At 73.2% G+C, this 22,387-nt stretch carries 15 protein-coding genes and 2 tRNA genes; 13 read left to right on the forward strand and 4 right to left on the reverse strand.

The annotated features are described in order from the left end of the window. The first annotated feature begins 3 nt into the window (after positions 1-3). From EV372_RS18045 to mmsB, 5 genes are read left to right on the forward strand one after another with little or no spacing between them, the layout of a single operon-like run. Positions 4-879 (forward strand): carbohydrate ABC transporter permease, encoded by an 876-nt coding sequence (locus tag EV372_RS18045; protein WP_130396929.1) that lies wholly within the window; start codon positions 4-6, stop codon positions 877-879. Between the two features lie 26 nt (positions 880-905). Next, positions 906-2,429, forward strand: coding sequence for an arabinosylfuranosidase ArfA (arfA, locus tag EV372_RS18050; protein ID WP_130396930.1), 1,524 nt, complete (start codon positions 906-908; stop codon positions 2,427-2,429). A gap of 53 nt (positions 2,430-2,482) precedes the next feature. Beyond that, entirely contained in the window at positions 2,483-3,577 is a 1,095-nt protein-coding gene (chvE, locus tag EV372_RS18055; protein WP_130396931.1) for a multiple monosaccharide ABC transporter substrate-binding protein, read from the forward strand. A 44-nt stretch (positions 3,578-3,621) separates the two neighbouring features. Further along, positions 3,622-5,151: a sugar ABC transporter ATP-binding protein gene (locus tag EV372_RS18060; RefSeq protein ID WP_130398980.1), complete on the forward strand. Its 1,530-nt coding sequence runs from the start codon at positions 3,622-3,624 to the stop codon at positions 5,149-5,151. Continuing rightward, positions 5,148-6,446 carry a multiple monosaccharide ABC transporter permease gene (gene mmsB, locus EV372_RS18065; protein WP_130396932.1) on the forward strand — a complete coding sequence of 433 codons (1,299 nt, stop codon included), beginning with the start codon at positions 5,148-5,150 and terminating at the stop codon, positions 6,444-6,446. The genes EV372_RS18060 and mmsB overlap by 4 nt, the downstream gene beginning before the upstream one ends. 28 nt (positions 6,447-6,474) lie before the next feature. Here mmsB and EV372_RS18070 read toward each other — a convergent pair whose 3' ends face one another. Then, positions 6,475-8,118, reverse strand: a complete 1,644-nt coding sequence (locus EV372_RS18070; protein ID WP_197044276.1) for a VWA domain-containing protein — start codon at positions 8,116-8,118, stop codon at positions 6,475-6,477. A 33-nt stretch (positions 8,119-8,151) separates the two neighbouring features. Next, on the reverse strand, positions 8,152-9,318 hold the full coding sequence (locus tag EV372_RS18075; protein WP_130396933.1) for a hypothetical protein: 1,167 nt from the start codon (positions 9,316-9,318) through the stop codon (positions 8,152-8,154). A 210-nt stretch (positions 9,319-9,528) separates the two neighbouring features. Between EV372_RS18075 and dnaG the strand changes: the two genes are divergently transcribed. From dnaG to EV372_RS18100, 5 genes are all read left to right on the forward strand, one after another. Next, positions 9,529-11,400, forward strand: a complete 1,872-nt coding sequence (gene dnaG / locus EV372_RS18080; RefSeq protein ID WP_130396934.1) for a DNA primase — start codon at positions 9,529-9,531, stop codon at positions 11,398-11,400. A gap of 119 nt (positions 11,401-11,519) precedes the next feature. Beyond that, positions 11,520-12,614 (forward strand): RNA polymerase sigma factor RpoD, encoded by a 1,095-nt coding sequence (gene rpoD, locus EV372_RS18085; protein WP_130398982.1) that lies wholly within the window; start codon positions 11,520-11,522, stop codon positions 12,612-12,614. A 169-nt stretch (positions 12,615-12,783) separates the two neighbouring features. After that, entirely contained in the window at positions 12,784-14,103 is a 1,320-nt protein-coding gene (locus EV372_RS18090; protein ID WP_253797073.1) for a glycoside hydrolase family 18 protein, read from the forward strand. 181 nt (positions 14,104-14,284) lie between these two features. Beyond that, positions 14,285-17,248 (forward strand): FAD-binding and (Fe-S)-binding domain-containing protein, encoded by a 2,964-nt coding sequence (locus tag EV372_RS18095; RefSeq protein ID WP_130396935.1) that lies wholly within the window; start codon positions 14,285-14,287, stop codon positions 17,246-17,248. A 292-nt stretch (positions 17,249-17,540) separates the two neighbouring features. Beyond that, on the forward strand, positions 17,541-18,428 hold the full coding sequence (locus EV372_RS18100; protein WP_130396936.1) for an endo alpha-1,4 polygalactosaminidase: 888 nt from the start codon (positions 17,541-17,543) through the stop codon (positions 18,426-18,428). An 82-nt stretch (positions 18,429-18,510) separates the two neighbouring features. Here the strand turns inward: EV372_RS18100 and EV372_RS18105 are convergent, their stop codons facing one another. Further along, positions 18,511-19,032, reverse strand: a complete 522-nt coding sequence (locus EV372_RS18105; protein ID WP_130396937.1) for a hypothetical protein — start codon at positions 19,030-19,032, stop codon at positions 18,511-18,513. Beyond that, positions 19,032-19,373 (reverse strand): hypothetical protein, encoded by a 342-nt coding sequence (locus EV372_RS18110; RefSeq protein WP_013151819.1) that lies wholly within the window; start codon positions 19,371-19,373, stop codon positions 19,032-19,034. Before EV372_RS18110 ends, EV372_RS18105 begins: the two co-directional genes overlap by 1 nt. Positions 19,374-19,529: 156 nt before the next feature. On the opposite strand from EV372_RS18110, the gene EV372_RS18115 reads away from it, so the two are divergent. The 3 genes from EV372_RS18115 (at position 19,530) to EV372_RS18125 (ending at position 21,852) form a co-directional block, all read left to right on the forward strand. Continuing rightward, positions 19,530-19,602: transfer RNA gene (locus EV372_RS18115), tRNA-Asn, on the forward strand. Positions 19,603-19,768: 166 nt separating this feature from the next. Further along, positions 19,769-19,841 (forward strand) — tRNA-Asn (locus EV372_RS18120). A gap of 424 nt (positions 19,842-20,265) precedes the next feature. Next, the gene (locus EV372_RS18125) at positions 20,266-21,852 is read left to right on the forward strand and encodes a glucuronyl esterase domain-containing protein (protein WP_130396938.1); all 1,587 of its coding nucleotides are present in this window, start codon (positions 20,266-20,268) and stop codon (positions 21,850-21,852) included. Positions 21,853-22,387: the final 535 nt, after the last annotated feature.

The following is a 22,387-nucleotide window of genomic DNA, read 5'->3' on the forward strand; positions in this document are numbered from 1 at the left end:
GCCATGGCAGCCCCCACCGCCCCCGCCGCGTCCGCGCGGCGCGTCCACCGGCCCCGGCGCGCGCCCTCCCCCGGAACGATCGCCCTCTACACGGTCTCCGCCCTGGCCGGAGCCCTCTGGCTCGTCCCCCTCCTGTGGGCCTTCGCCACCTCGGTCAAACCCGAGGGCGAGACCACCGTCATGCCGCCCTCCTGGCTCACCGACAACCCCACCTTCGAGGCGTACTCCCTCGTGCTGGGGCGCGGGGACATCCTGCGCTGGACGGCCAACTCCCTCATCACCACGGTCATCGTCACCGCCCTCACCCTGGTGGTCTGCGTCCTGGCCGCCTACGGGTTCTCCCGCTTCGACTTCCGCGGCAGGCCGTGGCTGTTCACGCTCGTCATCGGCGGCATCCTCATCCCGCCGCAGACCCTGATCGTGCCGCAGTTCGTCCTGATGACCCAGCTCGGACTGGTGGACACCTACTGGGGTGTCGCACTGCCGCAGGTGGTCGCGCCGGTGTTCGTGTTCATCCTCAAACGCTTCTTCGACGCCATCCCCCGCGAGTACGAGGACGCCGCCAGGATGGACGGCGCCGGAGCGCCGCGCGTCCTGTGGAACGTGATCCTGCCCCTGTCGAGGCCGGTCCTGGCCGCGGTCGGCATCTTCGCCTTCATCGGCGCCTGGAACAACTTCCTGTGGCCCTTCCTGGTCACGAACGACCCCGAGATGATGACGCTCACCGTCGGGCTGGGCACCGTGGCCGGACAGTACGGGGTCCAGTACGCCCAGGTCATGGCCTCGGCCGTGCTGGGAGCGGTCCCGCTGCTGGTCGTCTTCCTGCTCTTCCAGCGCCACATCGTCACCGGTGTGGCCGGAGCGGGCATCAAGGGATGACCCCACCAACCACCCAAGGAGAACGCATGCTCCGAGCCTCCCTCACCGTCGACCCGGCGGCCATCGTCTCCCCCGTGCACCGCCGCACCTTCGGCTCGTTCGTCGAGCACATGGGCCGCTGCGTCTACACCGGCATCTACGAACCCGGGCACCCCACAGCCGACGCCGACGGCTTCCGCCGCGACGTCGCGGACCTGGTCCGGGAACTGGGCGTCACCACCGTGCGCTACCCGGGCGGCAACTTCGTGTCCGGGTACCGGTGGGAGGACGGCGTCGGCCCCCGGGACCGCCGACCGGTCCGCCGCGACCTGGCCTGGCACAGCATCGAGACCAACCAGTTCGGCCTCGACGAGTTCACCGCCTGGTGCCGGGGCCTGGACATCGAGCCGATGATGGCGGTCAACCTCGGCACCCGCGGCCTGGCCGAGGCCCTGGACCTGCTGGAGTACTGCAACCACCCCGGCGGCACCCACCTGTCCGACCAGCGCGCCGCCAACGGGCACCCCGAACCGCACGGCATCCGCATGTGGTGCCTGGGCAACGAGATGGACGGCCCCTGGCAGATCGGCCACCTCGACGCGCGCTCCTACGGACGCAAGGCCGGGCAGGTGGCGCGCGCCATGAGGATGGCCGACCGCGACCTCGAACTGGTCGTCTGCGGCAGCTCCGGATCGGCCATGCCCACCTTCGGCCAGTGGGAGGCCACCGTCCTGGAGGAGACCTACGACGCCGTGGACCACATCTCGCTGCACGCGTACTACGAGGAGCGCGACGGGGACCTGGCCGACTTCCTCGGCTCGACAACGGACATGGACCGCTTCATCGACTCCGTCGTCTCCACCGCCGACGCCGTCGGCGCGCGCCTGCGCGACCCCAAACGCATCCAGCTCTCCTTCGACGAGTGGAACGTGTGGTACCTGAGCCGCCACCAGGCCCGGGCCGCCGCACAGCCCGCCGACGACTGGCAGGTGGCGCCCCGCGTCATCGAGGACCGCTACAGCGTCGCCGACGCCGTCGTCGTGGGCAACATGCTCATCAGCCTGCTCCGGCACGGCGACCGGGTCACCGCCGCCAGCCAGGCCCAGCTCGTCAACGTCATCGCGCCGATCATGACCGAGCCCGGCGGCCCCGCGTGGCGCCAGACCGTCTTCCACCCCTTCGCCCTGACCGCTCGGGCCGCACGGGGCCGGGTGCTGCACACCGGCGTCACCGCGCCCCGGTACGCGACCGCCAGCCACGGCGAGATCCCGCTCCTGGACGCCGTCGTCACCTTCGACGAGGAGGGGGGCACCGCGTCGCTGTTCGCGGTCAACCGCTCCACCGACCAGCACCTCGCCCTCGACGCCGACCTGCGCGGCCTGGCCCCGACGGCCGTCACGGACGCCCGGACCCTCAGCGACGAGGACCCCTACGCCCACAACACCATGGACGCCCCCGACCGGGTCGTCCCGCGACCGGCCGGGGGCGTGACCCTGGACGGCGGCAGGCTCTCCGCCGTCCTGCCCCCCGTGTCCTGGTCCGTCGTCACCCTCTCGACCAGCCGGAACTGACCGAACCCCCCGGTGCGCGTCCGCGCCCGGACCACGCCCAGAAAGGCGAACGCATGACCCCCCGTCCCCGACGCACACCCCTTCTGGCCGCCGCGCTGTGCGGCACACTCCTGCTCACCGCCTGCGGAGGCGTCGGCGACGCCGCGCGGCCCGAGGGCGAGGCCGGCGTCGTCGGCATCGCCATGCCCACCCAGTCCTCCGAGCGCTGGATCAACGACGGCGAGAACATGGTCGCCGAGTTCGAGGCCCGCGGCTTCGGCACCGACCTCCAGTACGGCGAGGACGTCGTGGAGGACCAGGTCTCCCAGATCGAGAACATGATCACCCGGGGCGCCGACGTCCTGGTCATCGCCTCCATCGACGGCGAGGCCCTCGGCGACGTGCTCGACATGGCCGCCTCCAGCGACATCCCCGTCATCGCCTACGACCGCCTCATCCTCGGCAGCGAGCACGTCGACTACTACGCCACCTTCGACAACTTCCAGGTGGGCGTCCTCCAGGGCGAGTACATCGTGCAAGCCCTCGACCTGGAGAACGAGGAGGGCCCCTTCAACATCGAGCTGTTCGGCGGCTCGCCCAACGACAACAACTCCTCCTACTTCCTCGACGGGGCGATGTCGGTGCTCCAGCCCCACATCGACGACGGACGCCTCGTCGTCCGCAGCGGCCAGACCTCCATGGAGCAGATCGCCACCCAGGAGTGGTCCGGCGCCATCGCCCAGGACCGCATGGACAACCTGCTCAGCGCCCACTACTCCGAGGAGGAGGTGCACGCGGTCCTGTCGCCCTACGACGGCATGAGCCTCGGCGTGATCGAGTCCCTGCGCGCCGTCGGCTACGGCACCGAGGACCGGCCGCTGCCCGTCATCACCGGCCAGGACGCCGAGGCCGCCTCGGTCCGGTCCATCATCGCCGGGGAGCAGACCCAGACCGTCTTCAAGGACATCCGGACCCTGGCCACCCAGACCGTGGACATGGTCGAGGCCCTGGTACAGGGCGAGGAGGTCCCGGTCAACGACACCGAGAGCTACGACAACGGGGTCAAGGTCGTCCCCTCCTACCTGCTCGACCCGGTCTCGGTGGACGCCGACAACTACCACGAGGTCCTGGTCGAGAGCGGCTACTACGAGGAGTCCGAGCTCCAGTGACGACGCAGGAGAGGCGGCCAGCCCCCGGCGGGCCGCTCCTGACGATGCGCGACATCCGCAAGGACTTCCCCGGCGTGCGGGCCCTGGACGGGGTGTCGCTGACCGTCGGCCACGGCCGCGTCCACGCCCTGATGGGGGAGAACGGCGCGGGCAAGTCGACGCTGATGAAGGTGCTCAGCGGGGTCCACCCCACGGGCTCCCACGGCGGCGAGATCCTCATGGACGGGCAGCCCTGCTCCTTCTCCGGCGTGGCCGACAGCGAGCGCGCGGGCATCGCCATCATCCACCAGGAACTCGCCCTCATCCCGCAGCTGTCCATCAGCGAGAACGTCTTCCTCGGCCACGAACAGGCCCGCTACGGCGTCCTGGACTGGGGCGCCACCCACGCCCGGGCCCGCGAACTCCTGCGCCGGGTCGGCCTGGACGAGAACCCGGCCACGCCCGTCTCGGCGCTGAGCGTGGGCGCCAGACAGCTCGTGGAGATCGCCAAGGCCCTGGCCAAACGGGTGCGGCTGCTCATCCTGGACGAGCCCACCTCCGCGCTGAACGAGGCGGAGAGCACCCGGCTGCTCGAACTCCTCCTGGACCTGCGCGACCAGGGCGTCACGTGCATCCTCATCTCGCACAAGCTCGGCGAGGTGGTGCGCGTGTGCGACGAGGTCACCATCCTGCGCGACGGCCGCGCCGTCGAGACCCTCGCCGTGGAGCGCGACGCCGACGGCAACCCCTCGATCGACGAGGACCGCATCATCCGCGGGATGGTCGGCCGCGCGCTGGACCAGCGCCACCCCCCGCGCACCGGCGAGGTCGGCCGGGTGCGCTTCGAGGTCCGCGACTGGACGGTGGACCACCCCACCCAGGCCGGACGGCGCGTGGTGGACGGGGTCGACCTGACCCTGCGCGCCGGGGAGGTCGTGGGCATGGCCGGCCTCATGGGCGCCGGGCGCACCGAGTTCGCGATGAACCTGTTCGGCCGATCCTACGGGCGCCGCGTCCGCGGCACCCTGCTCAAGGACGGCGCCGAACTCGCGACCGCCAGCGTCGCCGACGCCATCCGCGGCGGCCTCGCCTACGTGCCCGAGGACCGCAAGACCCTCGGCCTGCTCCTCGACGACGACATCCGCCGCAACACCACGCTGGCGGCCCTGGACCGCGTGTCCGCGCGCGGCGTCCTCGACCCCGGCCTGGAGGTGGTGGAGGCCGCCCGGATGAGCCAGAGCATGCGGGTCAGGAGCCAGGGCACCACCCAGACCGTGCGCACCCTCAGCGGCGGCAACCAGCAGAAGGTCGTCCTGGGCAAGTGGATGTTCACCCGGCCCGAGCTGCTGATCCTCGACGAGCCCACCCGCGGCATCGACGTCGGCGCCAAGTACGAGATCTACCTCATCGTCCGCCGCCTGGCCGCGGAGGGCGCCTGCGTGCTGCTGATCTCCTCCGAACTCCCCGAGATCCTCGGCATGTGCGACCGGATCTACACGATGTGCGAGGGGCGCATCACCGGAGAGGTCCCCGGTGAGGGGGCCGACCAGGAAACCCTCATGAGACTGATGACGCGAACCGGGGGACACCCGTGAAAGAGCCCACCGCAACCTCCCGACTCTCCCGGCTCGGCGGCGCGCTGACCCGCGGCAACTCCCGCCAGTACGGCATGGCCGCCGCCCTGGTGGCCATCATCGTGCTGTTCCAGATCCTCACCGGGGGCCTGCTCCTCACCCCGCTCAACGTCACCAACCTGATCATGCAGAACTCCTACATCCTGATCCTGGCGATCGGGATGATGCTGGTCATCGTCACCGGCCACATCGACCTCTCGGTCGGCTCGGTGGTGGCCTTCACCGGCGCGGTGTCGGCGATCATGCTCACCTCCTGGGGGCTGCCCACGGTCGTGGTCGTGCCCGTCGCCCTGCTGCTCGGCGCGCTCATCGGCGCCTGGCAGGGCTTCTGGGTGGCCTACGTGCGGGTTCCGGCGTTCATCGTCACCCTCGCCGGGATGCTCGTCTTCCGCGGCGCGACCCTGGCCGTCCTGGGCGGGGAGTCCGTGGCGCCGCTGCCGCCCTCCCTGCGCAACATCGCCAGCGGGTTCCTGCCCTGGCAGGCCGGGGACGGCCTCCACCTGCCCACCCTGCTGCTGGGCGCGGCGGGGGCCGCCGCCCTGGTGTGGATCCAGTGGCGCTCGCGGTCCCGCTCGCTCGGGTACGGGCTCCCGGTCCAGTCCGCGCCGGTCACCGCCGCCTCCTCGGCCGTGATCGTCGCGGCCATCCTGGCGTTCACCTACGTGCTCGCCGACTACAACGGGCTGCCCGTCGTGGGCGTGCTGCTCGTCGCGCTCATCGCCGGGTACTCGTTCGTCATGCGCTCCACGACCATGGGCAGGCGGGTCTACGCCGTCGGCGGCAGCGAGCAGGCCGCCGCGCTGTCGGGGATCCGCACCCAGCGCACCACGTTCTGGGTGTTCGTCAACATGGGCGTGCTCTCGGCGCTGGCCGGGCTCGTCTTCACCGCCCGGCTCAACGCCGCCACGACCGGCGCCGGGACCATGTTCGAACTCGACGCCATCGCCGCGGCCTTCATCGGCGGCGCCTCCGCCTCCGGGGGCGTGGGCACCGTCGTCGGAGCCGTCATCGGCGCCCTGGTCATGGGCGTGCTCAACAACGGCATGTCCCTGATCGGCCTGGGCGTGGACTGGCAGCAGCTCATCAAGGGACTGGTGCTGCTCCTGGCGGTCGCCTTCGACATCTACAACAAACGCCGCGTCAGCGCAGGACCCGTCACCGTCTCCGTCCCCCCGCCCTCCTCCGGGGCGAGCCGGGGCGGGGACGGGGTCCAGGGCCCGCCGCCCGCGGCGGACCGGGCCCGGGCCTCCTCCTGAGGAGACCGCCTCCGGGAGGTCCGGGGCCCTACTGGTACCCCCGGATCTCCCGGAAGACCTGCTCCAGGTCCTGCTCGCGGGCGTCGAACACCCGGCCGCCCGTCAGCTCCGCCAGCTCGGTCATCTCCGGCACGTCCGACTCGCCGAACAGCACCGTGAACACCGGCACCCGCGCCACCGACTCCGACCGCGCCGCCAGCGACTCCCGGAAGCCCTCCAGCCCCACGCCCCGGTTCACCTCGCCGTCGGTCATCAGCACCACCGACATCAGGGGTCCACCGTCCGAGCCCGTGTCGCCCTCCAACAGCTCGTACGCCCGCACCAGGGCGTCGTAGGCGGCCGTGTCGCCCTCGGCCTCCAGCTCCTCCACCGCCGCGGACAGGTCCGCGTTGACCTCGTCCACCGAACCCGTCTCCACCACGAAGGTCCGCGGGTCGGCGGGCCAGGTGGAGAACGGCAGCAGCGTCACCACCTCCCGCTCCTGGAAGGCCTGCGTGCTCCGGGCCAGCGAACCGCCGTCCGCGCCGGTCAGCGCGCCCAGGGCCGACTGGAGCTCGGAGAGCCGGTCGCCCTCCATCGACCCCGACACGTCCAGCACGTACACGGTGCGCGCCGGACGGCGCAGCGAGGCCGAGTAGTCCGCCACCAGGCCGTCCACGACCTCCCGGCTCGCCGGGAACGGCAGCTCCACCAGCGGGGGCACCGGCGGGGACAGCTCGGCGCCGGCCGTGACCGGGCGCCGCCGCGTCCGGTCGGCGATCTGCTGCTGCGTCCCCTCCGACGTCAGGTCCCCCACCAGCCGCTCGTACCCGTCCAACGCCTGCTCGGAGGGGTCCGACAGCAGCGTCAGCGGGTAGTCGGCCGTCACCACGCCGTCGGCCGGGTACACGACCGTCAGGGGCTCCTCCAGCGTGCCGGAGGCGTTCAGCGACAGGATCACCGACTCGTAGTTGACCAGCCCGTCCACCGGCCTGCCGCTCTCCGCGCGCCGCACGAACGCGTCCGTGAGCCACCCCGACGACCCCGCCGTCACCTCCTGGCCCGCGAAGAACTCCGCCAGCTCCGGCCCCACCCGCTCCACGTCCTCCGACCGCAGAGCCGCGCCCGTGTCGGCCATCGCCGAGGCCACCCCGATCAGCGCGGAGAAGCCCGAGTTGGAGGCGCCCGGGTTGGTCATCCCGTAGGTGAAACCCTCCTCCGCGACCGCCCGGTGCACGTCCGACCAGGTCACCTCCGCGTCCCCGTCCCACCCCAGCTCCCGCGCGCGGTCGGCGGCCACGCCCAGCACCACGGGGGAGACCATGACCGGCGTCTCCTCGTGCACCGCCGACCGGCCGTCGCCGTCCAGGTTGAGGTAGCGGTTGGAGGCGAACCACACCGCGTCGTACTCCCCGCCCCCGCCCTGCCGGTCGCCCGCGGCGATCCGGGCCATGCCGTCCAGCGTGCCGGTGTACTCCAGCTCCACCGTCACCCCGGTGCGCTCCCCGGCCTCCTCCAGCAGCGGCTCCAGGTCGGCGATCTCGCTCCCGGCCAGGATCCGCAGCGTCACGTCCGGGTCCGACCCCGGGGCGGAGCAGCCCGTCGCCGCCAGGGCCGCCGCGAGCAACGCCGCGCACGCGCCGCGCACCCCGCGCACCCCGCGTCCCCTCCCGGTTCCCGTTCCAGCCGCCATCGCCGTCCCGCCTCCGTGTCCGCCCGCCATGCCCTAGCTCCCGCCCCCGGCGCCGTGCACCGACGCGTCGGGGGCGGGCGGGCGCATCCCGTTGCTGCTGTAGGAGTCCTCGATCCCCGTCAGCAGGGCCTCCAGGACCTCGTAGGTGGGCGTGTTCACCACGTCCGCGACCCGGGTGCGCACCGGCAGCCCGTGCTCGGCCACCAGGCCCTCGAACTGGGTGCCGCCCTCGGTGCGGAACCCGTGCGCGGCGGCCAGCTCCTGGAGCCGCGGGTCCTCGGTGAGGAGGCGGCCGACCGCGTCGCCCTCCTCCGTGAACGGCACGACGGTGTGCACCGCGTACACGGTCGGCCCGGGGTAGAGCACCACCGCGTCGTCGGCGAGCGCGGGCCCGCCGACCATCGCGTCCACGTACTGCGCCTCGTAGGCCCACAGCAGCGGCGTGTGCCCCGAGCCCAGGTCGCGGTACTGGTCGAAGGGCTGCTGGGAGGACTCCGGCGGCTGGCCCTGGGCCAGGAACAGGCGCGACAGCGTCCGGGTGAGCTCCTCGTCCACCCCGCCCGGCGCCACCACCTCCTCACCGTTGAGCAGGTAGGACAGGGCCGCCACGTGCATCGCCGCCGAGTTGGAGGTGCGCGGGTCGGTGGTGCGCACCAGCACCTCGTTGCGGTTGCTGGAGCTGACCGCGTCCCCGGGCAGGTCCCGCCAGCGGGTGCGCTCCTCGGTCAGCTCCAGGTAGGCGGCCAGGTCCAGCGACCACGTGCCGTCCCCGGCCTGCTCGGCGACCCCGGCGCCCTCCAGGGCGTCCACCATCGGCTGGTAGCTCAGCAGCACCATCGGGGTGCTGAAGGGCCGGTACTCGGCGGAGATCCCGTGCCGTTCACGCACGTGCTCGGAGGCCGGGCCCGAGCCGGGGGAGACGAAGTCGGCCCCCTCGGCGTCCTCGGCCATCAGTCGCGAGCCCCGGGGACGCACCCGCACCTCGTACCCCAGTTCGGCGAAGCGCTCCACGACCCGCTCGTCCTCGAACAGCTCCACCTTCTCCGAGCCGACCACGCCCTCCACGGGGACCGTGCCGCCGCCGGTCAGGCGGTCGACCACGACGAAGCCGAGCGCCACGGCCAGAACCACCGCGAGGACCGAGGCGACCACGACGAACCAGAAAGCGCCGCGGCCGGACGTGTGGGGGAGTCCGCGCACCTGTGCCGAGCCTCCTCGGGGAACCGGTCATCGGGGGAGCCCGATGATCCCAGAGCCCGCGGGCGCGGAGCCGACCGGCAGGTGGCCGTCCGGTGGCGCGGCGGGAAACCCCGGTGCCGGGGACGGAGGAGGGCGCGGGAACCGGCGGGACCGGGGAACGGACCGCGGACGGCGGTCGCGGCGTCGGCGGGGCGAACTACCCTGGAGACCGTGGCAGGCCGGATCAGAGACGAAGACATCGCCCTCGTACGCGAGCGCGCGCCCATCGCCGACGTGATCGGCGAGTACCTCCAGCTCCGCAACGCCGGGGGCGGGTCGCTCAAGGGCCTGTGCCCCTTCCACGACGAGAAGTCCCCCTCCTTCAACGTCACCCCCTCCAAGAACCTGTTCTACTGTTTTGGCTGCGGAGAGGGCGGGGACACCATCTCCTTCCTCCAGAGGATCGACAGCCTCAGCTTCACCGAGGCCGTCGAGACGCTCGCCCGCCAGGTCGGCATCACCCTGCGCTACGAGGAGGGCGGACGCAGCGCCGCCAGGCACGACACCGGCAAGCGCCAGCGCCTGCTCGACGCCCACCGCGCCGCCGCCGAGTTCTACGCCGAACAGCTCCTCTCCCCGGGCGCGGTCACCGCCCGGCGCTTCCTGGACGAGCGCGGGTTCAACCGCGCGCACGCCGAGCACTTCGGCCTCGGCTACGCCCCCGCCGGGTGGGAGAACCTCACCGCGCACCTGCGCCGCAAGGGCTTCACCGACGCCGAACTGGTCGAGGGCGGCCTGGCCAGCCAGGGGCGGCGCGGCGCCTACGACCGCTTCCGCAACCGGCTGCTGTGGCCCATCCGCGAGGTCACCGGCGAGGTGGTCGGGTTCGGCGCCCGCAAGCTCGACCCCGAGGAGGACGGGCCCAAGTACCTCAACTCCCCCGAGAGCCCCGTCTTCCACAAGGGGCGGCTGCTGTACGGGCTCGACCTGGCCAAGCGCAACATCGCCCGGGAGGGCAAGGCGGTCATCGTCGAGGGCTACACCGACGTCATGGCCTGCCACCTCGCAGGGGAGGACACCGCCGTGGCCACCTGCGGCACCTCCTTCGGCGAGGACCACGTCAAGATCCTGCGCCGCATGCTGCTGGGCCGCACCGGACAGAGCGGCAGGGTCGTGTTCACCTTCGACGGCGACAAGGCGGGCCAGAAGGCGGCCGTGCGCGCCTTCGCCGAGGAGCACGGGTTCGCCTCCGAGACCTTCGTCGCCGTGCAGCCCGACGGACTCGACCCGTGCGACCTGCGCCTCCAGCACGGGCCGCAGGCCGTGGTCGACCTCGTCAAGGACGCCGCCCCGCTGTACGAGTTCATGATCCGCAACGTCATGGAGAGCTACGACCTGTCCACCCCCGAGGGCAGGATGGCCGCTCTGGACGCCGCCGCCCCGGTGGTCGCGAGCATCCGCGACGAGGGCGTGCGCCGCGACTACGGCAGGAACCTGGACCGCTGGATCGGCATCCTGGACGAGGCCTTCGTGCTGCGCCGGGTCAACCAGCACATGCGCGGCGCCCGGGGCCGCGGTCCCGGGCCGCGGACGGCCCCCGCGCGGCCCGTGCCCACCCCGGACGCGCAGGAGGCGCCCTACAACCTGGGCGACCCCTCCGTGCAGCGCGAACGCCAGGCGCTCAAGATCGCCCTGCAGTTCCCCTCGCTGGCCGTGGGCTTCGACGCGTTCACCGAGGAGGACTTCACCGTCCCCCAGCACCGCGCGGTGCTGGGGCTCATCACCGCCGCGGGCGGAGTGGCCGCCGCGCACGACCCCGCCGCGTGGGTGAACGGCCTGCGCGAGGCCGCCCCCAATGACACACAGCGTGATTTCCTCACCCGTTTGGTGGTGGAACAGCTGGAGTTCTACGGAGAACTCGACGAGCATTACGCCCGGCAAATACTGGGCACAGTCAAGACTCATTCCATCAACCGGCGCGAGTCAAACCTGAGATCGGAACTGTCCCGCCTGGAGGGAACTCCCCAGGTGGAGGAACAACAGCGCTTGCTGACCGAACTCATGGCGCTCCAACAGCAAAAACGCGCTCTCCAGGAGATGTGACGGGGCGGTATGTAGCACCGGGGTGACAATAGTAGTTCTCCCTTCCCAGGTATCCGAAAGGGCACAATGGGCGGGTGGCTCCAACAGTTGTGACCAACGAAACGCCGTCCATTCGACAGGTGGTCCGGCTGCTCCCCGACACGGGGCCGGTCAGCCGCGGCGAGGTCGCCTCGGCCCTGGAGCGGCTGGACGCGCCCCCCGACTACCTGGACCAGGCGGTCGCCCACCTCGCCCGGATCGGCGTCGAGGTCTCGGGCCCCGAGGACACCGGTTCCGAGGACCCCGGCCCCGTCGCCGACGGCGGCAGGCGCTCCGGATCGGACCTGGTCCGCCTCTACCTGCGCGAGATCGGCCGGGTACCGCTGCTGAGCGCCGAGCAGGAGGTCGAACTGGCCAAGGCGGTCGAGGTCGGCCTCTACGCGCAGCACTGCGCGCCCGTGGAGGGCGTGCGCACCGCCGAGGAGCTGGCCTGCCTGGTCGAGGAGGGGCTGCGGGCCAAGAGGAGCCTGATCGAGGCCAACCTGCGCCTGGTGGTCTCCATCGCCAAGAGGTACATGGGCCGGGGCCTGCTCCTGCTCGACCTCGTCCAGGAGGGCAACCTCGGCCTGATCCGCGCCGTGGAGAAGTTCGACTACGGCAAGGGCTTCAAGTTCTCCACCTACGCGACGTGGTGGATCCGCCAGGCCATCACGCGGGCGATCGCCGACCAGGCGCGCACGATCCGCATCCCCGTGCACATGGTCGAGACGATCAACAAGGTCGTCCGGGTCCAGCACCAGCTGCACCAGCAGCTCGGCCGCGAACCCAGCGTCGAGGAGATCTCCTCGGCCGCCGGGTTCGTCGGCCAGCGGGTCCTGGAGATCCAGCGCATCGCCCGGGAGCCCGTCTCGCTCCAGTCGCCCATCGGCGAGGAGGAGTCCGACTTCGGCGACTTCATCGAGGACTCCGACGCGGTCGCCCCGGTCGAGGCGGCGGCCTTCACCGTCCTCCAGGAGCAGCTGGGGGCCATCCTCGGCGGCCTGTCCGACCGCGAGCGGCGCATCATCCGGCTGCGCTTCGGGATGGCCGACGGCCACCCGCACACGCTGGAGGAGGTGGGGCGCGAGTTCGGGGTGACCCGCGAGCGCATCCGCCAGATCGAGGCCAAGACCCTGGCCAAGCTCCGCCACCCCTCGCGGGCCGGGAGCCTGCGCGACTTCATCCGCACCGACTGAGCGGGGGCACGGGGCGTTCGGCGGGGCCGGACCGCGTTCGGACGGTCGGCGGTCACCACCAACGCGTGGGCCGCCCCCGGGGTTCCCGTCCGGCGGACGGTCGGCCTGATGTGGCCGAACCGGTGTCGATCCACCGCATCCGACACGCTCGGCGTCTACCGTCGTGGGTGTGAGAACCACGCCAGCCCCGCCGGACGGCGCGCCGCTCCCGAGGCGCCGACCCCTGCTCGTCCTGGGCGCGGTCGTGGCCGCCGCAGTGCTGATCACGGGGGTCTTCGTGGCCGCGACCGGAAGGAACCCCGAGCGCCTCGGGTACTTCGCCGACTGGAACGTGGCCAACCGCGGCTACACCGTCAAGGAGCTGGAGGACAGCGGAGCCCCCGAGCACCTGACCCGCCTGATGTGGGCGTTCGGCGACATCAGCTCCGAGGGCCTGTGCCACGTCCCGGGCACCCACGACCAGCCCTGGGAGCTGTACCAGCGGCGCTACGACGCCGACGAGAGCGTCAGCGGGCGGGCCGACGAGTACGAACAGGAGCTCGCGGGCAGCCTCAACCAGCTGCGCCAGCTCCAGGAGAGGCACCCCCGCCTGAGGGCCAGCCTGTCCCTGGGCGGCTGGAACTGGTCCACGCACTTCTCCACCGCGGCCCGCACCCCCGAGTCCCGGGAGGCCTTCGTGGCCTCCTGCCTGGACCTGTGGCTGCGCGGCGACCTGCCGGTGTTCGAGGACGAGCCGCAGGGCGGCGACGGGGCGGCCGCGGGGATCTTCGACGGCATCGACCTGGACTGGGAGTGGCCCGGGGGAGCGGGTCACCCGGACAACGTGGAGCACCCCGACGACGCCGCCAACTTCACCCTCCTGGCGGCCGAGTTCCGCCGCCAGATGGACGCGCTGTCCCGGGAGACCGGCGAGGAGTACGTCCTGTCCGCGTCGCTGCCCGGCGGGGCCGCGGCCAGCCAGGCCTACGACGCGCGGGTCTTCGAGTACCTGGACTTCGCCACCGTGCAGGGCTACGACTTCGCCGGCCCGTGGAGCGAGCGGACCGCCTACCACTCCAACCTGTACACCTCCGACGCCGACGCCAACAGCGTCGACCGGGCGGTGCGGCGCTACGTGGACCTGGGCGCGCCGCCGGACCGGCTCGTGATGGGCGTTCCGGCCTTCGGCCGCGGCTGGCGGCTGGAGGACCCCTCCGATCCCGGGCCGGGGCGGCCGGTCGCGGGACCCGCCGAGGACCGCTACGACGGCCCGACCACGGCCTTCTCCGAACTCCAGGAGATCGAGGGCCCCCGCGCCCTGGACGAGGAGGCGGGCGCCTCCTGGGTCCTGGACGGCGACGAGTGGTGGGCCTACGACGACCCCGAGGTGATCCGCCTCAAGGGCGAGTACGTGCTCGAACAGGGGCTGGGCGGGCTCATGGTGTGGAACCTGGACATGGACCCCCGCGGCGAGCTGGTGCGGGCCATGGACGAGTCCCTCGGGGGCTGAACCCCCGGGATGCCCGGCCCCGGCTCCGGGCTCCCGGCCCCCGCGTCCCCGACCAGGCTCCCGGGCACCGGCCCCCGACCCCGCGCTCCGGTCCCGGGCCGCGTGCTCCCGGCTCCGGACGGCGCGGCGGGGCAGCGCGGCACGCTTGCGGCGCCGCGGCCGCAGCCGCCACGCTGGCACCATGGCCGACCCGCACAGCACCACCACAGCCCGAACCGACGTCGCCGCCCTGCGCCGCGACCTGGAGAGCCGCGTCCGGGGCACGGTCGCCTTCGACGCGGGCACCCGCGCCCTCTACACCTCCGACGCCTCCAACTACCGCCGGGTCCCGCTGGCCGTGGTGGTCCCCGAGACCGTCGAGGACTGCGTGGCGGCGGTCCGCGCCTGCGCCGAGCACGGTGCGGCGATCGTGCCCCGGGGCGGCGGCACCTCCATCGCGGGCAACGCCATCGGCACCGGTGTCGTCATCGACACCTCCCGCCACCTGCGCGCCATCGAGCACATCGACCCCGTGGCGCGCACCGCCACCGTGCAGCCCGGCGTCATCCTCGACGACCTGCGCCGCGCCGCCGCCGAGCACGGGCTCACCTTCGCCCCCGACCCCTCCACCCACAGCCGCTGCACCGTGGGCGGCATGGTCGGCAACAACGCCTGCGGCTCCCACTCGGTCGCCTGGGGCACCACCGCCGACAACATCGTCTCCCTCGACGTGTTGCTCAGCGACGGGACCCGGCTCACCGTCGGCTCCAGCGACGGCGACGAGGAGCACCGCGCCCTGGCCGCGCGTCCCGGACGCGAGGGCCAGATCCACGCCGCCCTCGCCCGCCTCGTGGACGCCCACCGCGCCGAACTGCGCACCGCGATGCCCGACTTCCGCCGCCGCGTGTCCGGCTACTCCCTGGACCGCCTGCTGCCGGAGAAGGGCCGCGACGTCGCCGCCGCCCTCGTGGGCACCGAGGGCACCTGCGTGTTCGTCCTCGGCGCCACCGTGCGCCTGGTCGAGTCGCCGCCCGCCCGCGCCCTGGCCGTCCTCGGCTACCCCGACGCCCCCGCGGCCGCCGACGCCGTCCCCGACCTGCTCGGCCACAGCCCGCTCACCGTCGAGGGCATCAACCACCGCATGGTCGCCTCCCTGGACCGGTTCGGCTCCGGCTCGCGCGTACCGCTGCCCGAGGGCGGGGCCTGGCTCCTGGTGGAGGTCGCCGGGAAGGACCCCCGGGACGCCGCCGACGCCGCGCAGGGCATGCTCGCCGCCCTGTCGGGCGCCTCCCGGCCCCGCGACGCCCTCGTCGTCTCCGACCCCGCCCACCAGAAGGCGCTCTGGCGCATCCGGGAGGAGGGCGCCGGGCTCACCCAGCGCACGCCCTCGGGGGCCGAGGCCTGGTCGGGCTGGGAGGACGCCGCCGTGCCGCCCGAGAACCTGGGCGACTACCTGCGCGACTTCGAGGCGCTCATGGAGCGCCACGGCCGCTTCGGCGTGGTCTACGGCCACTTCGGCGACGGCTGCCTGCACGTGCGCATCGACTTCGAGCTCACCACCGAGCGGGGACGGCGCGAGTACCGGGAGTTCATGGAGGAGGCCGCCGACACCGTGGTCCGGCACGGCGGCTCCCTGTCGGGCGAGCACGGCGACGGACAGGCGCGCTCGGAACTCCTGGCCCGCATGTACCCGGCCTCCCTCCTCCGCGCCTTCGGCGAGTTCAAGCGGATCTGGGACCCCGCGGGCCTCATGAACCCCGGCGTCATCGTCGATCCGCTGCCGCTGGACGCCGACGTCCGGGTGGCCGCCGTCCCCGGCCCCTCCGGCCCCGGCCCGGTGCTGCCGCTGCTCTCGCGGGCCGAACTGGCCTACCGAGAGGACGGGGGCGACCTCGCCAAGGCGCTGCGCCGCTGCTCCGGGGTGGGCAAGTGCCGCCGCCAGGAGGGACCGGGCGTCATGTGCCCCAGCTACCAGGTCACCCAGGAGGAGAAGCACTCCACCCGCGGCCGCGCCCACCTGCTGTTCGAGATGGCCAGCGGCGACGTCATCACCGACGGCTGGCGCTCGGAGGAGGTGCGCGAGAGCCTGGACCTGTGCCTGTCCTGCAAGGGCTGCCTGAGCGACTGCCCGGTCAACGTGGACATGGCCTCCTACAAGGCCGAGTTCCTGCACCAGCACTACCGGGGCAGGGTCCGCCCGGCCGCCCACTACTCCATGGGCTGGCTGCCCCTCTGGGCGCGCCTGGCCTCGCTCGCCCCGGCCGAGGCCAACCGCGCCGCCCGGCTGCCGGGGGTGTCGCGCCTGGCCAAGAGGGTCGCGGGCGTGGCCGCCCAGCGCGACCTGCCGTCGTTCGCCCGCACCACCTTCACCCGCGCGTTCCGGCGCCGCGCCGCGCGCGGGCGGGCCCGCGCCGGCGGACCGAGGGTGGTGCTGTGGCCGGACACCTTCGGCAACCACCTCAACCCGAACGTGCCCGCGGCCGCCGTGCGCGTGCTGGAGGACGCCGGGTTCACCGTGGTGCTGCCCCGGGGGCAGGTGTGCTGCGGCCTGACGTGGGTGTCCACCGGCCAGCTGGACACCGCCCGCGCCGTGATGCGCCGCGCGGTGCGGGCGCTGGAGCCGCTGGTGGAGGAGGGGCTGCCCGTGGTGGGCCTGGAGCCCAGCTGCACCGCCGCGCTCCGCCACGACCTGGTCGAACTGCTCCCGGGCGAGAGCAGCGAGCGGGTGGCCGCGGCCGTGCACACCCTCGCGGGCTTCCTCAACGAGTACGCCCCGGACTGGCGGCCGCCCCGGATCGCGGCCTCGGCCCTGGCGCAGGTGCACTGCCACCAGCACGCGGTGATCGGCTTCGACGCCGACCGCGAGCTGATCGCCCGCGCGGGGATCGACGGAGAGGTGCTGGACTCGGGCTGCTGCGGGCTGGCGGGCGACTTCGGGTTCACCGAGGGCCACTACGAGGTGTCCGCGGCCATCGGCGAACGCGAGCTGCTGCCCCGCGTGCGCGGTGCCTCCCCGGACACGCTGGTGCTGGCCGACGGCTACAGCTGCCGCACCCAGATCGAACAGGGAGCGGGCCGCCGGGCGCTGCACCTGGCCGAGGTGCTGGCGCGGGGGCTGGCCGAACGCGACGCGCGGGAGTCGGCCGGGCGCCCCGACCTTGTGTGACTCCTGACGTGTCCTGGGAGGCGTGTGACCCTGCCGACACCCCCGGTGGGTTCCCGCAGTTCCGGGCCCTCCGGGGGACGCGTCCGGCTAGTGGCCCGGAGGCCGAGCCTTTCGCCGGACCGCGTCCGTGGCTAGGGTGACCGTGCGTTCCGGCGCGGGCCCCGCCCGTGACCCCCTCCGCGTCCCGCGGACCGGGCGCGAGCACCTACCGTAGGCGTCGTCCCGCCCGCGCGGCGGGACCGCCGACCACCAGGCGGCGGAACACCCCACCGCCGCAGAACGGGGTTCCTCCATGTCCACACCCACCGGACTCCGCGCGGTCGCGGCCGTCGGCCTGACGGCGCTCCTGGCCGCGGGCTGCGCGGGCCAGGGCGGAGGCGAACTCGCCTCGTCCGCCTCCTCCACCGGGGGCACCGCCGACACCGCCGCCGAGGCGGCCGCCTTCGAGGGCTTCCCCGAGGGCACGTTGGACTACCAGCTCGGCGCCTCCTACACCCCGCCCTCGGGCGTGGGCACGGTGGTGCGCGACTCCGCCTCCGAACCGGCGGAGGGGATGTACTCCGTCTGCTACGTCAACGGCTTCCAGACCCAGCCCGGCGACCTGGAGTGGTGGCTGGAGGAGCACCCGGACCTGATCCTGCGCGACGCCTCGGGCGAGCCGGTCATCGACGAGGACTGGGACGACGAGCGCCTCCTGGACACCTCCACCGAGGACAAGCGCTCCGACATCGCCGCCGTCCTCGGTGAGACGGTCGCCGGCTGCGCGGACAAGGGCTTCGACGCGGTCGAGTTCGACAACCTCGACTCCAACCTGCGCTCCCAGGGCCTGCTCACGATCGACGACAACCTCGCGCTGGCCGCCGAACTGGTCGAACTCACCCACGGACACGGCATGGCCGCGGGCCAGAAGAACGCCGCCGAGGTCACCGGGCGCGGCAGGGAGGAGGTCGGCTTCGACTTCGCCGTGACCGAGGAGTGCGCGGTGTGGAACGAGTGCGAGGCCTACACCGGCGTCTACGGCGACGCCGTCCTGGCGGTGGAGTACCCCCACGCGCTGGAGGAGGCGGGGATGGCCTTCGAGGAGGCCTGCGCGGCTCCGGGCGCGCCCTCCCGGATGATCCTGCGCGACCTGAACCTGGTCGGCCCCGGCCACGGGGACTACGTCTTCGACGTCTGCTGACCGGCTGCCACCCGGCGCCGGGCGGAGGGGGCCGTCCCGCCGCCCGGCTCCGACCGGGCGGCGAGGGGTCCTCGGGCGCGGCTCACACGCCCATCTGGTCGTGGAGGGCGTCCAGGGAACGGGAGACGGCGTCGGGCAGGCGCGGGTCCCGCTGGTCCACCCCCTCGCCCAGGTGGATGCGCCAGGCCACGTCGGCGCCGCCGGGCGGCCGCCGCGCCACCAGGCGAAAGCCCGTGGAGGAGTCCGGATCGGGGAAGGGCACGAAGCGGTTGACCAGGATGGTCGCGGTGACCCGCTCGGAGACGGTCTCGGCCAGGCGGCGGTAGTCCACGCCGTCCGCGTCCGGGTCCGAGCGCAGCCGCACCGTGTGCTCGCCCGCGCCCTCCTCCATGAAGGTGAAGGCGTCGGGGCTCCAACTGGCCTGGTCGATGTCCTGCCAGGGCACCGCGCGCCCGTCGGGCAGGTGCAGGGCCCGGGTGGTGGCGGCCAGCACGGGCGCCGCCACCCCGGCCGGAGAGGCGACGGGCGCGTGGGCCAGCACGCGCTCACCCCGCTCCAGCCGGGCGCGCAGCGAGGCGGGTACGCCTCTGGAGAACAGGGCCACTAGCGGTTCCCGCCGTTGCCGGGGGAGCCGTTCTCCTCCGGAGGCTGGGTGCCGTTGGACCTGTGGCTCTCCCACTCGACGAGTTCGATCTCCTCGTCGGTGGGCCGCGCGAGGAAGTCGCGCACGGACGTGACCGGCATCTTGTCCACGGCCTTGTCGTAGACGGTGCGGCCCGCGTTGCTGACCTGGGCGCCGACCAGGCCGGCGACCTCCTGGACGACCGGGCTGTCGGCCACCTTGCGCGCGGTGCGCGCGAGCTGCTCGTAGCGGGCCCTGCCCGCCCGTGCTCCCAGGACGTAACCGATGGCGAGTCCGGCGGCGAACGTGATCCGGTAACGCATGGTCTACCTCTTCACCCTTTGGAGACGATCGGCGTGATCCGTGCTCGACGTTACCCCGTCGCGACCCCGCCACACATGCCGACACCGGTCACGAGCACTCCGCGGGGACGCTAGGCTTGATGTGTCGCCGCGGCCCCCGCCGCGGGGCGCACGCCATCCCGCGTAGCTCAATCGGCAGAGCAGCCGGCTGTTAACCGGCAGGTTATTGGTTCGAGTCCAATCGCGGGAGCGCCCGGAGGGCCCGTCGGAAGCATCCGGCGGGCCCTCGGCCTTTCGGGCGGTCGGGCGGGTGACCGGAGCCGGTGCGCGGGGGCGAAAACACGTCGCGAGCACCCTCCGGAAGGCGCTAGGCTAGGGGACGTCGCCGAGCCCCCGGGGTTCGGGGACCAGCGCGATCCCGCGTAGCTCAATCGGCAGAGCAGCCGGCTGTTAACCGGCAGGTTATTGGTTCGAGTCCAATCGCGGGAGCGGTGGGACAGGGTCCTTCCCCCACGGGGGAGGGGCCCTGTCCTTTTTTGTGCCCGGCCTTCGGGCCCACAGAAAGTATCGGTGTCCACAGAGGGCACTGCGGTTCCCGGAATCCCAGACGCCCCTGCCGTCTCACTCGTTCGCGCACGCGCGCCTCATTTTCCCGGGTATTCCGGAAAACTTCCGTTACTCCACTGGAAAAAACCCGAAAACCCTTCCTAGCATGGAGGCTCGCACCGCCGGTTCCGGCCCCCGTCCCACCGGAAGTCCGCATGCTGCTCCCCGCCGCCGCACGCGCGGCGGCGCCCCCGTCGGGCCGGACCGGCACCACCCCCCGTCCGGCGCGCACCGGCGGGTACGCGACCCGACGCCGTCCGGCAAGGGCCGTTCCGGCCGACCGCGCGCCCTCCCTCCGGAGGACCCCATGCGCTTCCACCGCCACCGATCCCGGGTGTGGGCGGCCACGGCCCTCGTGGCCGCGGCCGGTCTGGTCACCACCCTCCTCCCGCCGACCGGCGCCGCCGCGCAGGCCGAACCCGCCGCCGAGCACAACGGCGCCGACTGCGCGGTGCCCGACCCCGGCCGCCCGGCCGCCGACCCCCTGCTTCCCGACCCCTTCACCAGCCTGGACGGCACCCGCGTCTCCACCCTGGAGGAGTGGGAGTGCCGCCGGGCGGAGATCCACGAACTGGCGGAGCGCTCCGTGTACGGGGACAGACCCGCGCCGCCCGACAGCGTCACGGGCACGGTCACCTCGTCCGGCATCACCGTGAACGTGACGGACCAGGGGCGCAGCACCAGCTTCTCGGCGTCGGTGGACCTGCCGAGCGGTTCGGGCCCCTTCCCGGCCGTCATCGTCTACGGCGGGTTCGGGGCGGACACGGCCACCATCAACGCCGCGGGCGCCGCCGTCATCAGCTACGACCCCTTCGCTGTCGGGGCCGAGGGCACCTCGCGCGGCGACAAGCGGGGCGCGTTCTACGACATCTACGGCTCCTCCAGCGGCACGGGGCTGCTCATGGCCTGGGCCTGGGGCGCCAGCCGCATCATCGACGTCGTCGAGCAGTCGGGCGGCAGCGTCCTCCGGGCGGACGCGACCGGCGTCACCGGGTGCTCGCGCTACGGCAAGGGTGCCCTCGTGGCGGGCGCGTTCGACCAGCGCATCGACCTGACCATGCCGATCGAGTCGGGCACCGGCGGCGTCCCCGCCTTCCGCGCGGTCGCCCGGGAGAGCGGGGCCCAGCCCCTGAGCAGCGCCTACGGCGAGCAGCCGTGGCTGGGGGACTCCTTCGGATCCCACACGGGCGACCCGAGCACGCTGCCGGTGGACACACACCAGATCCTGGGCATGATCGCGCCGCGCGGGCTGTTGGTCATGGACAACCCCCACATCGACTGGCTGGGCGCCCGCTCCGGGAGCGTGGCGGCACTGGGCGGAGCGCAGGTCTACCAGGCGCTCGGCGCCCAGGACAACATCAGCTACTGGTCCGACGTCCAGGACGGCACCCACTGCGCCACCAGGCCCGAGTGGCGGGCCCCGCTGCGGCAGAGCATCGAGGCGTTCCTGCACGGGACGGGCGAGGCCCCCGGCGTGTTCCGGGTCGCCCCCGGCAGGTCCGGCGACCTGTCCGAGTGGCGGGACTGGCGGACCCCGGTCCTGACCGACGATGGCGGCGGTGACGACGGTGGCGGTGACGACGGCGCGGACGGTACCTGCACGGCCGACTACCGGACGGTCAACAGCTGGTCCGGCGGTTTCCAGGGTGAGGTGACGGTCCGCAACGACGGAGCCAGCGCGCTCGACGGCTGGAGCGTCGCCATGACCCTGGCCCCGGGGCAGTCCGTGGGCAACCTCTGGAACGGGGTGAACACCGGCACCAGCGGAGCCGTCACGGTACGCAACACCCCCTGGAACGGAGCCGTCGCGGCCGACGCCAGCGTCACCTTCGGCTTCGTCGCCACCGGCGACTCCTCCGCGGCTCCCAGCGGCATCAGCTGCACCAGCCCCTGACCCCTACCGCGACCCCACCGCTCCGCTCCGGCGTGCTCCGGCCCGCCGGGGCGGACCCCGAGGCGGACGGGACGTGCGCCGGGTCCAGGCCGGCAGGCGCCGACGGGGAGTAGGGGGACGGCACGCGCGTGGACGCCGGACCCCCGGTCCACCGGGGCGACGGGTCGTCGAGGAGAGCTGCGCCGGGTCCGGTCCGACCGGCTTCCCGGTCCGCCGGGACGGCGGCATGGTCCGTTGGACGGGACCGCGCTCGCAGGGCCGCGACCCGGGGCGGCACGCGTCCGGTCATCGGTGCGGAGAGCGGCTCCGGGTCCGCGCCCGTGCCCTGGGACGCCATCCGCCGGTGCCGGGGCCCGGTGACGGGGCGGCCGGGACGCCCCGCCGGACTTCCACCGTCCGCGCCAGCGGTTCGGGCCGCTGGAGTACTCCGAGGGTTCCCGTGGTCGGGACACGGGACCGCTCGGTGTCGGGGCCATGGGGCTGAGTGGCCTGGTGTGCGCGGCGGCGGACCTCGCCCGCTGCCGATCCGGGCGGC

It is taken from the genome of Nocardiopsis sp. CNZ308 (assembly GCF_004217075.1).

Coding starts and splice junctions, on each gene's coding strand:
- EV372_RS18045 (WP_130396929.1), top strand. CDS start 4: ATGGCAGCCCCCACCGCCCCCGCCGCGTCCGCGCGGCGCGTCCACCGG.
- arfA (WP_130396930.1), top strand. CDS start 906: ATGCTCCGAGCCTCCCTCACCGTCGACCCGGCGGCCATCGTCTCCCCC.
- chvE (WP_130396931.1), top strand. CDS start 2,483: ATGACCCCCCGTCCCCGACGCACACCCCTTCTGGCCGCCGCGCTGTGC.
- EV372_RS18060 (WP_130398980.1), top strand. CDS start 3,622: ATGCGCGACATCCGCAAGGACTTCCCCGGCGTGCGGGCCCTGGACGGG.
- EV372_RS18070 (WP_197044276.1), bottom strand. CDS start 8,118: ATGGCGGCTGGAACGGGAACCGGGAGGGGACGCGGGGTGCGCGGGGTG.
- EV372_RS18095 (WP_130396935.1), top strand. CDS start 14,285: ATGGCCGACCCGCACAGCACCACCACAGCCCGAACCGACGTCGCCGCC.
- EV372_RS18100 (WP_130396936.1), top strand. CDS start 17,541: ATGTCCACACCCACCGGACTCCGCGCGGTCGCGGCCGTCGGCCTGACG.
- EV372_RS18110 (WP_013151819.1), bottom strand. CDS start 19,373: ATGCGTTACCGGATCACGTTCGCCGCCGGACTCGCCATCGGTTACGTC.
- EV372_RS18125 (WP_130396938.1), top strand. CDS start 20,266: ATGCGCTTCCACCGCCACCGATCCCGGGTGTGGGCGGCCACGGCCCTC.